Annotated in this window: 11 protein-coding genes; 4 read left to right on the top strand and 7 right to left on the bottom strand. The window is 46.4% G+C overall.

Annotated features, from left to right (window positions below):
- Positions 1 to 5: 5 nt before the first annotated feature.
- The 6 genes from ABNS04_RS00765 to ABNS04_RS00740 are packed head-to-tail and all read right to left on the bottom strand — an operon-like array spanning position 6 to position 5,005.
- A complete protein-coding gene (locus ABNS04_RS00765) occupies positions 6 to 1,271 on the bottom strand; it encodes a hypothetical protein (protein ID WP_272977404.1) in 1,266 nt (421 codons plus the stop codon).
- A 13-nt stretch (positions 1,272 to 1,284) separates the two neighbouring features.
- Positions 1,285 to 1,887, bottom strand: a complete 603-nt coding sequence (locus tag ABNS04_RS00760; protein WP_006956344.1) for an energy transducer TonB — start codon at positions 1,885 to 1,887, stop codon at positions 1,285 to 1,287.
- 2 nt (positions 1,888 to 1,889) lie between these two features.
- The gene (locus tag ABNS04_RS00755) at positions 1,890 to 2,297 is read right to left on the bottom strand and encodes a biopolymer transporter ExbD (protein WP_006956345.1); all 408 of its coding nucleotides are present in this window, start codon (positions 2,295 to 2,297) and stop codon (positions 1,890 to 1,892) included.
- Between the two features lies 1 nt (position 2,298).
- Complete coding sequence (locus ABNS04_RS00750) at positions 2,299 to 2,829, bottom strand: MotA/TolQ/ExbB proton channel family protein (protein ID WP_006956346.1); 531 nt, start codon at positions 2,827 to 2,829, stop codon at positions 2,299 to 2,301.
- 2 nt (positions 2,830 to 2,831) lie between these two features.
- Positions 2,832 to 4,202: a MotA/TolQ/ExbB proton channel family protein gene (locus tag ABNS04_RS00745; protein ID WP_272977413.1), complete on the bottom strand. Its 1,371-nt coding sequence runs from the start codon at positions 4,200 to 4,202 to the stop codon at positions 2,832 to 2,834.
- A 17-nt stretch (positions 4,203 to 4,219) separates the two neighbouring features.
- Entirely contained in the window at positions 4,220 to 5,005 is a 786-nt protein-coding gene (locus ABNS04_RS00740; protein ID WP_006956348.1) for a DUF3450 domain-containing protein, read from the bottom strand.
- A 199-nt stretch (positions 5,006 to 5,204) separates the two neighbouring features.
- Here ABNS04_RS00740 and ABNS04_RS00735 point away from each other — a divergent pair, with 199 nt between their 5' ends.
- Positions 5,205 to 6,953, top strand: coding sequence for an ATP-binding protein (locus ABNS04_RS00735; RefSeq protein WP_272977405.1), 1,749 nt, complete (start codon positions 5,205 to 5,207; stop codon positions 6,951 to 6,953).
- 12 nt (positions 6,954 to 6,965) lie between these two features.
- Entirely contained in the window at positions 6,966 to 7,859 is an 894-nt protein-coding gene (gene rdgC / locus ABNS04_RS00730) for a recombination-associated protein RdgC (RefSeq protein WP_272977406.1), read from the top strand.
- Here the strand turns inward: rdgC and ABNS04_RS00725 are convergent.
- A complete protein-coding gene (locus ABNS04_RS00725; protein WP_272977407.1) occupies positions 7,848 to 8,699 on the bottom strand; it encodes an HDOD domain-containing protein in 852 nt (283 codons plus the stop codon). The genes rdgC and ABNS04_RS00725 overlap by 12 nt on opposite strands.
- Before the next feature lie 102 nt (positions 8,700 to 8,801).
- On the opposite strand from ABNS04_RS00725, the gene ABNS04_RS00720 reads away from it, so the two are divergent.
- Together ABNS04_RS00720 and ABNS04_RS00715 are read left to right on the top strand one after the other, a co-directional pair.
- A complete protein-coding gene (locus tag ABNS04_RS00720) occupies positions 8,802 to 10,487 on the top strand; it encodes a Zn-dependent hydrolase (protein ID WP_272977408.1) in 1,686 nt (561 codons plus the stop codon).
- A 216-nt stretch (positions 10,488 to 10,703) separates the two neighbouring features.
- Positions 10,704 to 12,188: a SulP family inorganic anion transporter gene (locus tag ABNS04_RS00715; protein WP_272977409.1), complete on the top strand. Its 1,485-nt coding sequence runs from the start codon at positions 10,704 to 10,706 to the stop codon at positions 12,186 to 12,188.
- Positions 12,189 to 12,202 lie beyond the last annotated feature (14 nt).

Here is a 12,202-nt window from a genome sequence, read left to right as displayed (position 1 = left end):
CGTGACTAATTCATTGCGGTTTCGTTAACACGCGCTTGATAGTCAACTTGGCTTTTTGCATATCGTTGCCATTGCTGAGCTGCCGCCTTACTCTCTGGAAACTCAAGCGCTTTAGCAAACGCCTCGACGGCTTGTTCGTATTGACGTTGGTTGACCGCGGCCATACCTTGCAACAACCACAAGTTACCCGCATTACGTACTTCGCCTTTTTCAAGTGCCTGTTTAGCTAACGCCGTCGCACGCTGATTCTTATCCAGATTGAGTGCAACGTGTGCTGCCTGCGCTAACATTTCGCCATCTTCGCTGACTTCGTCAGCCCACAAATAGGCATCCAACGCTTGCTGATATTCACGCGCCTGCATCAAGCTTTGCGCATAAAACTTGCGATTAGCCAGGTTTGTCTCAATCTTGTTAGCGTCAAAACCGTCTTTCATGATCTTCGCCGCTTTGTACGGTAACTGATTAATATAGTAAACCTGCGCAAGATTTCGCAATTCTCCAGCCGTATCGATAAATCCTTGCTGGTTTGCAGCTTCAAGTACTGCCAGTTGCTTCTTAGTCTGATCAAGTTGACCGTAAACTCCTGCTAGTTGTAGCCAATATTCTGGTTTACTGTAGAGTTTTACCAAGCGCTCAAGCACAGCCGCCACTTGCTCAGTTTGCTTTAGTTCATAATGAATAGCTCGAGCGAGTATCAACCAATTTTCTTGAGGTGCTTTATCTTCCTTGTCAGCGGCCGCAATGGCTTTCTGAATAAATGGCAAGGATTCCGCATAACGCTCTGCTTGATACAGTGCCTGGGCTTTTAGGACCCAAGCCTTACTAAGCTCATCCGCCTTGGCCACGTTTTCCCATCGATCGAGGTAATCCAGCGTTTCTTGAAAATTCCCCTCAGTTAAGCTTAACTGAGCCAAGCTGAACAGCGTATTTTTTCTGAGCGACTCCGGAATGAGTGACTCTTGAACCACCTTTGCAAAGTAGTCAATCGCCTTGTCGACTTGTTCATTATCGTAATAAGTATAACCATAGAAGTTCCAAAGCATCGCACGTTCATAGCTATTCATACTATCCGCACGATCCTCAACCGACTTCAACGCAGCCAAGCCAGCTTGCACGCCATTATCTTCAGCTTCTTGTTGAGCACGAGCTAATTGGCTATACACTTTTTCACGCAATGCGGGTACACGCTCTGTTGTCTGAGCCAGTACAGGCTGAACGAGCGTCGTACCTACAACCCAAGCAATTACGCCACTTAATAGAAAATGTTTCATTGCTCACCTCACCTTAATTCATTTCGAAGGTCATACGGTTACGCACCCCTTCGACTTCTACCGGCTCACCGTCGATAACGCGTGGCTTATACTTAAACTTAAGTACGGCTTCCATGGCTGAGTCTTCAAATATGCCTTGAGGTTCTGCCTCGACAACAACCGGATTTTTCACTGAGCCTTGCTTGGTGACCGTAAACTCGACTACCACATAGCCCTCAATGCCACGTTGAAGTGCACGACGCGGGTAAGTTGCCTGAACCTTAACGATGGGCAAGTACTCACCATCGCTCGCTTGTAACGAGGCGCCATTGCCAATATCCGCACTGGCACTGACATCAGCGCTGAAGTCATAAGACCCCGAGCTATCTGTATCAACGTCTGAGCTCATATCGGGTTGAGGTAAATCTTCCGGTGGCTGTTCAGGTTCCGGCGGGCGTTCGGGCTTGCGCTCTTTTTCCTGCACCTGCTCAGGTTCCGGCGTACGCACGAAGTCCAAGACACTGCCCTTTACCGGCTCCGACATCGCGCCCTCACCCGAGCTAATTAATGACTGCATTAAATAGAACAGCCCGATGGTGACTGCAGCGGCAACTAATAGCGCGGCAATATATCTCATAGTTACTGCTCATCCGTTGCTACTGAAACATCGAACACACCGGCAGCTCGTGCGGCATCCATAACCTCAATCAAGGTCTTAGTGTTTGACTCTTCATCGGCCTGAATTACGACTGAGCCTTGTGGATTCTCTGCATAAAGGCGTTCGATATTCGCCTGAACCGCGCGTAAATCAATCTGACGCTTGTTAATCCACACTTCATTCGAGTCACTGATTGCAACCAAAATATTGGCGCGATTCTTTTGCACAGCTGTAGCGGCATCTGGGCGGTTAACATCAATGCCCGACTCTTTTACGAATGAGGCTGTCACAATGAAGAAGATCAACATGATAAAGACCACGTCGAGCATCGGCGTCATGTCGATAGCGCTCTCTTCTTCTTCAACTAAATTGGCAAAATGCTGTTTCATATTAGTGACGCTCCAATAAAATTCGATCTTCTAATTTCATTCGCTCGCGGCGCGTTGTACGCTGCAACCAAGTCGCGGCAAATACTCCAGATAATGCTCCAACCATTCCGGCCATGGTAGGGATAGTAGCCTTTGAGACACCCGCAGCCATCGAGCGAGCACTTCCGGTACCTGTTATGGCCATCACATCAAACACCTCGATCATGCCGGTCACGGTACCCATCAGCCCAAGCAAAGGACATAAAGCGACTAACGCTTTTATCACCGGCAAATTACCGCCCAGACCCAGCGCAACACGTGAAATCATCGCTTGGCGGATCTGCTCAGCATTCCAAGACGATTTATCGTCACGCTCTTTCCAACGCTTGCGTGCGTCTTTGACCGCTTTACGGTGGCCATTGAAAAAGTAAAAAATTCGCTCGAGTATCATCAGCCACATACTGAAGATTAGGATTCCGATGACCAGCAGGACATGCCCGCCGGCCTCGATGAAATCTCTAATCGCATTGCTGAATTCAATCAGAAATAACACGACTATTCTCCTCGCTCAGAGCGTTCAGCGATAATGCCTGATGCTTGCTCCTGCAAAATGTGGATCATGTTTTTACTGCGTGTATGCAACATTGCGAATAGCAACGTCATTGGAATCGCGACGACAAGACCAAGCACTGTGGTCACCAATGCTTGCGAGATACCACCCGCCATCATTTTCGGGTCACCGGTACCAAACAAGGTAATTGCTTGGAAGGTATTAATCATACCGGTAACCGTACCTAATAGACCCATCAACGGAGCGACAACCGAGATGATCTTAATAAACGTGAGGTTGCGGGTGATCTTCGGTACTTCGCGTAAGATGCCCTCACTCAGTTTGAGTTCGAGTGTTTCTGTATCCGCATCAGGGAACTTGTCTTTAATCAACATGACGCGACCCAACGGATTGTCTTCTTTCGGTTGTGGCGCTTTAAGTTGGCGCTTTACTTTATTGCCAATGAGCATGAGTGATACGAATCGCTCAAGTGCAATCAATAGACCGATTAAGCCAAGCCCAAGGATGATGTAGCCAACAGTACCACCTTGGTCCACCCGCTCTTTTAAGCTAGGCGCCTGTACCAATAACCCAAGAATCGAGCCGCCCGTCGGATCCAAACCAAATGCGACAACACCACTTGAGGCGTCTTGCAACTCTTCAGCACTCTCGGTGAAACGTCCTGCGGGTTGACGGACTAATTCAGCGATGTTGCCAGTGGTTGCGTTATATTCAAGGTACGCGCCATCTGCAACAAGGTTGAATGCCCCAACACGTAAGACATCTTCGACGTCTTTCTCACCATCAGCTTCAGTCACAGGCGCAGAGAACTCGGCAATTTTGCCTGACTCGGTCATTTCTTTTTGTAGCGCCAGCCAAACTTTCTCGATATCTTCGATAGACGCCAGTTTAGACGAGTTACTGATTTGCTCAGATAACTGCTTTAGCTCATCAGAACGGCCGGGGTACTGAGCTGAAATAACAGAGTTTTGGAAGCTACCCGCAGCTTCATTGGTCACTTGCTGTAGTACACCAAAGAGTTCTTTCAATGAGCCCATGCTTTGAGTCAAGGTATCTTGCAAGTTACCTAGTTGAGTCTCATTGCTTTCAAAGCGTGTCTCTAAGTCTGACGCTTGTTGCTCAAGCGCTTGACGCTGTGCGATGGCATCGCGCAACATTTGCTTTTGCTCTTGCTCCTGCTGACGGAAACGCTCTAAGCGAGCTTTGTTTTCTTCCGACTGTGCGTATTTACCTTGCTGTAATTGCTCAAGTAACTGGTCAAGGTTGATTGGATCTTGTGGCTTAGGTGCCGCATTTGCGCCTGCCACCAAACCCATGGTCAGTGCTGCGCTGAGTATTAACTTGATTGGTTTCATCGACATCTTCGGACTCCTTAGTCGGCAGCGTTAGTTGACGCGGTTTTATTCACGACGAGCGGTAGCATCAACATATCGGGAGCAACCTGCTTACGTGCGATACGGATGGCAGTTTCAACAGCGGGACGATGAGCCTGGTCAAGTTCCATCCACTGCTTACTGTCGTTGTCCCAGATGCCAAGATGTTGTCCATCGCGCGATTTATAAATCAATGCCACACGACCTACGCGTAAGAAGGTCACGTCTTGAACTTGCCCATCAATGGAATGCTCAGCTGTATAAGCCTCAATATTGCGACCATAATCTGTCTCAATTTGATAGGCTTCCATAACACGACGGAATTTTTCAGACACGTCCACGTTCGCTTTACTCATCAAATCGCGCAGACCCGCAATGCGTTCATCACGCTCTTGCTCTAAAAAGGGCACATCGAGTTCGATAAAAGTATCTAACGCATCAACCATGCGAATCATTAATGGAGTAATCTGGCGCTCCACGTAACTGACCTGGTCAATCGACTGGTTTAAATCAGCCATCTCAACCTGTTGATCATCGATCTGATTTTGAAGTTGGTTGGTGTAAACTTGCAGACCTTCGATTTCTTTCATGATCTGCTTGTATTGCTGCATGCGTTCTTGCATGGAATCAGAAATCTTGTCTACTGTAAGCTGAGCCTCGCGTGCAGACTCATTGATGTCGGTGGCGTTCTCAACGACTGGCTCTAAGGTTTTATCCTGTGCCAATGCTGAGGTTGATAGAACGCAAGCCATTGCAATGGCTGTACTTGTCGCTAGCAACTTCATATGTGACCCTTTACTTAGGTTGGTGAATTTTTAAACACCCAGATGAAAGATGCGACAACTTTAGTGATTTTTCGTGACAGCTTAATGACGTAAATATGTCAACTTTGTGACAACGATAAAGATTGCGTCTATGAGGTGAATCGATTAGTTTAATGAAAGTCTTTAAACTAGGTAAGCGGCGCTCTAATTACAACTTATTATGGCTTATAAAAGCATATCTTATTCGCTTCTCACCCGCGTTCTGTCCGTTTATTTTTTATTAACGCTAACAGTCACGGCGGTACAAATCGGTGCAGAGTACTTTGACACAAAACGTGTCCTTGTTGCGGAACTGCAAAACCAACAAAGTACCTTTAATGGATCGCTCACGCGATCGTTGTGGGAATTTAACACACCTCAAATTGAAACCATTGCTGACGGCTTGATTAGCATTCCGGCGATTGCTGGCGTACTAATAAGAGACGAAAGTGGTAAGCCTGTTATTCAAATTGGTGAAACACTACCCGTGGATGGTTTACCTGAACGCGCTTCCGAAGGCTATGTGCTACCAGAAGAAAACGGTACTTTCGGTTTTTACAACGCGCTTATTTTCGAGTTTTCTGGGCACTCGACTCGCGTTGGTGATGTCTCTTTGTTCACCACGCGCGATATTGCTATCGACCGTATCAAAATTAGTCTCGCCTTTATCGTTGGTAATGCAATCATCAAAAGTGCTTTCCTGTTGATTTTATTTGGTATTGCATTCCAACGCATGCTTAACCAGCCGCTAAACGACCTTACGCGACAAATCAACAGCTTCCGACTGGATAACTTGGATGCTTCACGTATTAAGCTTGATGAGCGACATAACAACGAACTGGTGTTAATTGAGCAAGCTTATAATCAGCTCATCGATAATATTGAGGACTACCAAGAAGATTTGGAGCGCACACAGCACAAACTCAAATTAGCGAATCGCCAATTAGATGAACAAAATGCAATTCTCGAGCAAGAGGTTGCGCGCAAGACATCGCGTTTAAGTCAAGTCATGTTAGACCTTGAACAGCGTAAAAATGAGTTGGAAATTCGCCAAGAGAAGCTAGAGCGAGAAATCAGTCAACGCCGGTCAATGGAGACTAATTTACGTGAGTCGAACGAGCGCCTGCAATCATCGCTTGATCACTTAAAAAATACCCAGCAACAGTTGATTGAATCAGAGAAGATGGCTTCTTTAGGAGGCTTGGTCGCAGGCATTACACACGACGTCAACACGCCGATCGGCATTAGTGTAACGGCAAATTCATTTCTGAAAGAGAAGCTCGAAAACCTTGAGCGCATGCTTAACGATAAAACGCTCACTCAAGCACAATTATCCAAGTATATTGAGGAGAGTCGCGAAAGTATTCAATTGTTAGAGAATAATCTCAACCGCGCATCAGAGTTGATCAGTAGTTTTAAACAGGTGGCGGTCGACCAAACATCGGATGCGATTCGTGATATTGACCTTAAACGCTATATCAATGATCTTGTACAATCGCTTCAGCCACAGTTAAAAAAGCACAATCATCGTGTCCATATTGATTGTCAAGACAACCTCTTCGTACGCTGCGCAGCGGGTGCTCTGTCGCAGATATTTACGAATCTCATAATTAACTCCATATTGCATGGTTTCGAAGGTATCAGCGAAGGCGAAATGAAGATAAAAATTCGTACCAGCACCGATGATAACGATAACGATAGGCTTCATGTGGTTTACTCAGATAATGGACAGGGTATGAATCAGGAGCAGTTAGCCAAGCTATTTGACCCATTCTTTACAACCAAGTTAAACCAAGGTGGGAGTGGATTAGGTACACATATCGTGCGTAACCTTGTCACACAAACATTAGATGGTGAAATCACCGCTACAAGCGAGCCAGGTCAAGGCTTAACGTACACATTTTCTTTTCCGATCATTATTTTAAAATAAAGGCGCTTAATTATGTGGTTTAAAAACGCCCGCGTATATCGTTTTAGTGACACATTCCAACTACCCGAGGACTTTGAGTCTCAGCTTGAGGCGCAAGCGTTCAAACCTTGTGGACGTCAGGATATGACCAGTTTCGGTTGGACGTCTGTATTTGGTGCTCAGAGCGATGTTCTGCATCATGCTGTTGAACAAAGCTACTTAGTGTGTGCTCAACGAGAAGAAAAGGTGCTCCCGGCAGCCGTCATTAACGCAGAGCTTGAGCAGAAGGTCCAGGCGATTCAAGACACCGAGGGTCGTCCTGTCAATGGCAAGGAAAAGAAAAACATCAAGGAAGATATTACGCACCAATTACTACCACAAGCATTTAGTAAGTTCCGTCGAACCTGGGCCTATATTGATTTAAAACGTCAACTCGTCATTGTTGATGAATCCAGCGCTAACAAAGCGGAAGATTTACTTGGACTCCTCCGTGCCAGTCTTGGTTCGCTACCGGTAAAACCCATCGCACTCGCAGAGTCGGCGGAAGTGGTCTTGACCGAATGGTTGACAAAACAGTCGCTTCCCACACGCTTTGATTTGGGTGATGAGCTTGAGCTACGTTCGCCCCAAGCTGATGGTGGCATTATCCGCTGTAAGCAAGAAGACTTAACCCGCGAGGATGTTCAGGCGCACGCAACCGCCGGCAAACAGGTCGTGAAATTAGGCTTGGTTTGGAATGAGCGCATCGAATGCGTACTTGAAGCAGACTGGGCGCTTAAGCGTATTAAAGCGACCGACCAGTTACTTGACGATCAAGATGATTGGAATGATGCATCACCGGAGCAAAAACTAGATAGCGATCTAGCACTCGTCTCTGCCGAGTTAGGGGCCCTGCTAGATGACTTACTGAGTATGTCAGCTAAGTGATGTACGCAAAGCTTGATAACGCTTCTGGGTGGCCTCATCCTCCCAGAAGTTTTGCACGGGGATAATTTCCCGTTGCTGATATTCAGCTAAGGTCATGGCACCTTCGATGGGTTGTGAATGACCCGTCAATAGACTCGCGATGTGAACGATATCGCAATAATTTGCCACGAGCGGATCATTTAAGTCTTCGAATCGGCCGCGATTGAAAAAATACGGCACTTTTATAAGGTTTGGCGCAAATCGCCAGTGCTCAAGCACACTCACGCCCAGACTCCGATCAAAATGCGTAATAGTTTGATTCAGGAACGTCGGATTGGCAAAACTATCATCAAATTCATCGGCAATTTTCAGTATTGGCGCCACACCAATGCGACATACCATCCCAGCGAGCAAAGAAACGTCTTGATGTAGCCGGTTACAGTAGCCGCGCTCATGCAGGTGCTGTGTGACGATAACTGATGCTGCTGCAATGTCACGCGACTCTCTGACAAACTTATCCGCATATTTTTTGACAATATCGTTTTGTGGATTAAAAACTTGTTCGACCGCCATGGCAACCACCAACGTTCGAATTCGGCGAAGTCCAATTCGAGTGAGTGCTTGCATCAAACTCTCTGCACGAGCACGCCCACTCAAGTAGGCGCTATTAGCGAGTCTGATCAAGCGCGCGCTCAATGCTGTATCATGTTGAATAATTGCGGCAAGGTCATGCAGGTTGGTATCTGGGTTGATCGTCGCTTCGCGAATACGTTCTGCTGTTTCTGGCAAACCAGGCAGTTTGAGTTGGTCTCTTTGTATTCTATCCTCAATCAATAAATAAAGTGCATTGGTTGCCGTCATGACTCGTTTCCATACCTTATTGGTTACCCAACTTGCGATATTGTCCACATCGCATTAAATTATCTTAACTCATTTTACTACTATACTGACAAAGTTAAACTTATGTTAAAACAAATTTTCACCATTGCGCCATTGGTTCTTGCTTTATCGGCTTGTACAGAACAAGCAACTTCTCAGGAAACACAAGCGAACCAAACGGCAACTTCTTCAGCTCAGCAAACGTCTGAATATACCGTTGTAAAAGGTGCTGAGGATCGGTTTGGGATTTATACCGATTACACCCTGACGTCTGACATTTCGCATCTGACTGCTAATCAAAAAGACATGTTGGGATTATTGATTGAAGCAGCCAAAATCATGGACGACCTATTCTGGCAGCAAGCATTTGCGCATGACAAACGTTCATTCTTAAACGCAGTGCCATCGCAAGCACAGTCATTTGCTGACATTAATTATGGTCCCTGGGATCGACTCAATGGTGATAAACCCTTCTTACGTGAGTTCAGTGAGAAGCCACCTGGAGCAAACTTTTACCCTGCGGATATGAGTAAAGCGGAGTTTAACGAGCTCGATAGCGATACGAAAGATAGTGAATACACACTTATTCGACGCGACAGTGCAGGCCAACTCAAGGTCGTGCCTTATGCAGAAGCTTATGCTAATGAGTTAAAGCAGGCCGCTAAATTGTTACGCCAAGCAGCCGAGCTAGCAGAGGATCCAGACTTTGCGAAATATTTGAACCTGCGCGCTGATGCCTTTTTAAGTAATGACTATCGTCCATCGGATCTTGCTTGGATGGATATGAAGAACAACGACGTCGACTTAGTAATCGGGCCGATTGAGACCTATGAAGACCAATTGTTTGGCTACAAAACAGCATTCGAAGCCTACGTACTGATAAAAGACAAGCAGTGGAGTGATCGACTTGCTAAATACGCTCAGTTTCTACCCGAGTTACAACGCGGCTTGCCTGTCGAAGATAAATACAAGCAAGAAATGCCAGGCGCGAACGCACAGCTAAATGCCTACGATGCGGTCTACTTTGCTGGTCATTCTAACGCGGGTAGCAAAACCATCGCTATCAACTTGCCAAACGATGAATACGTGCAACTTGAAAAGGGCACTCGCCGCTTACAGCTTAAAAACGCGATGCGTGCTAAGTTTGACAAGATTTTGCGCCCTATTGCAGATCAATTAATTGTTCCAGAGCAACGTGAAAATATCACTTTTGATGCGTTCTTCGCGAATACCATGTTCCACGAAGTGGCTCACGGGCTTGGTATTAAAAACACAATCAATAACAAAGGCACCGTGCGCGCTGCATTAAAAGAACATGCATCAGCACTGGAAGAAGGCAAGGCCGATATTCTGGGTCTATATATGGTGACTCAGTTGTTTGAGAAAGGTGAACTGACCACGGGCACCCTACAAGACTACTACACCACCTTCATGGCAAGTATCTTCCGCTCAGTTCGATTTGGTGCTTCTAGCGCTCATGGTAAAGCTAACATGATCCGGTTTAACTACTTTGCCAATGAGGGTGCGTTTACTCGCAATGCCGACGGTCAATACGCCATCAACATGGAAAAAATGCGCGCAGCTATGACCAGTCTTTCCAAGAAAATCTTGCAATTGCAAGGTGACGGTAACTACCAAGGCGTGGGTGAGCTAGTTCAGCGTCTCGGCGTGATTAGCCCTCAGCTACAGTCCGATTTAGATAAGCTATCGGATGCGGGCATTCCAGTCGATGTTAAGTTTAATCAAGGAAAAGCCGAACTCGGACTTTAAGCTTTCGAGTGATATTCAGCGTGCGCCATGCGGCGCACGCTATCAATTTTGCCTACCGCCCTAACCCTGTGCTAGAATCCGCGCGCTTCAGTGGTTGAACTTTAACCACAGTGTCACATCCGTGTCAGTTCGCTCAACTATACTGCATGCTCCGTACATGTGACATACAAACTAGATGCATTCCATCTCACTGTATTTTTAATTTGGTAACGTTTTATGTGGAAGTCTATCCAGGCAAACTGGTTTTCGAACCTGCGCGGTGATGTACTATCAGGTCTTGTTGTTGCTTTAGCATTGATTCCTGAGGCTATTGCTTTCTCAATTATTGCGGGCGTTGACCCGAAAATCGGGCTCTACGCGTCGTTTGCTATCGCCGTCATTATCTCTTTTACCGGCGGTCGACCTGGCATGATATCCGCTGCAACAGGGGCTATGGCGCTATTGATGGTTACGCTCGTTAAGGAGCATGGCTTACAATACCTTCTTGCAGCCACACTGCTGACGGGGGTTTTACAAATCGTCGCAGGATACTTGAAACTGGGCGAACTCATGCGCTTCGTTTCGCGTTCCGTCGTTACTGGCTTCGTTAACGCGTTAGCAATTCTCATATTCATGGCTCAACTACCTGAATTGACAAACGTCACTTGGCACGTTTACGTAATGACCCTAGCCGGTTTGGGTATTATTTACGGCTTTCCCTATATCCCTGTCATCGGACGCTTGTTGCCATCTCCTTTGATCTGCATTTTATCGCTGACCGTGATTGCCATCTACTTTGGGATAGATGTACGCACAGTGGGTGATATGGGCGAACTTCCGGATACGTTACCCGTATTCCTATGGCCCGATGTACCTCTCAATTTCGAAACGCTTGCTATTATCTTTCCGTACTCATTGGGCTTAGCAATTGTCGGTATGCTTGAGTCGCTGATGACCGCTACCATTGTTGATGACCTCACCGATACATCCAGTGATCGCAACCGTGAGTGTAAAGGCCAAGGTATCGCCAATATCGGCTCAGGACTCCTTGGTGGCATGGCCGGGTGCGCAATGATAGGGCAATCGATTATCAACGTAAAATCGGGGGGCCGCACGCGTCTTTCTACGTTTATCGCCGGTACCTTTTTGTTGATATTGATCTTGTTTTTAGATGAATGGTTAAAACAAATTCCCATGGCTGCGCTAGTGGCGGTTATGATTATGGTGTCAATTGGCACCTTTAGTTGGGATTCGATTCGAAACCTCAAACAACATCCATTGTCTACCAACATTGTGATGCTAGCGACGGTCGCAGTAGTCGTCGCGACTCACAATTTGGCACTCGGCGTATTTGTTGGCGTGTTATTAGCTTCAGTATTCTTTGCTAATAAAGTCGGCCATTATATGGCCGTCACATCGAGCTTAGATGAAGCTTCGTTCTGCCGCACGTACAAAGTTGCAGGACAAGTATTCTTTAGTTCATCAGAGAAGTTTATTGCAGCCTTTGACTTTAAAGAAGGCGTAGATAAGATTGTCATTGACCTAAGCGAAGCTCACTTCTGGGACATTACTGCTGTCAACGCACTGGATCGTGTCGTGATAAAATTTAGACGTGAAGGTGCAAAAGTCGATGTTATTGGGCTGAATAAAGCAAGTGCGACCATTGTCGACCGCTTTGGTGAACATAACCAAAGTGATACCAAAGACTTGATCGGACATTAATTAAGGTAAGTCGT

The sequence above is a fragment of the uncultured Idiomarina sp. genome (genome assembly GCF_964010655.1).
GTDB classification, from domain to species: Bacteria; Pseudomonadota; Gammaproteobacteria; order Enterobacterales; family Alteromonadaceae; genus Idiomarina; species Idiomarina baltica.
Note: the sequence above shows the minus strand (reverse complement) of the source record. Positions and strands in the feature narration are given on the sequence as shown.

Bases quoted from the DNA above. Each gene is read 5' to 3' on its own strand.
- ABNS04_RS00765 (WP_272977404.1), bottom strand. From the start codon at position 1,271: ATGAAACATTTTCTATTAAGTGGCGTAATTGCTTGGGTTGTAGGTACG.
- ABNS04_RS00760 (WP_006956344.1), bottom strand. From the start codon at position 1,887: ATGAGATATATTGCCGCGCTATTAGTTGCCGCTGCAGTCACCATCGGG.
- ABNS04_RS00755 (WP_006956345.1), bottom strand. From the start codon at position 2,297: ATGAAACAGCATTTTGCCAATTTAGTTGAAGAAGAAGAGAGCGCTATC.
- ABNS04_RS00745 (WP_272977413.1), bottom strand. From the start codon at position 4,202: ATGAAACCAATCAAGTTAATACTCAGCGCAGCACTGACCATGGGTTTG.
- ABNS04_RS00740 (WP_006956348.1), bottom strand. From the start codon at position 5,005: ATGAAGTTGCTAGCGACAAGTACAGCCATTGCAATGGCTTGCGTTCTA.
- ABNS04_RS00735 (WP_272977405.1), top strand. From the start codon at position 5,205: ATGGCTTATAAAAGCATATCTTATTCGCTTCTCACCCGCGTTCTGTCC.
- rdgC (WP_272977406.1), top strand. From the start codon at position 6,966: ATGTGGTTTAAAAACGCCCGCGTATATCGTTTTAGTGACACATTCCAA.
- ABNS04_RS00725 (WP_272977407.1), bottom strand. From the start codon at position 8,699: ATGACGGCAACCAATGCACTTTATTTATTGATTGAGGATAGAATACAA.
- ABNS04_RS00720 (WP_272977408.1), top strand. From the start codon at position 8,802: ATGTTAAAACAAATTTTCACCATTGCGCCATTGGTTCTTGCTTTATCG.
- ABNS04_RS00715 (WP_272977409.1), top strand. From the start codon at position 10,704: ATGTGGAAGTCTATCCAGGCAAACTGGTTTTCGAACCTGCGCGGTGAT.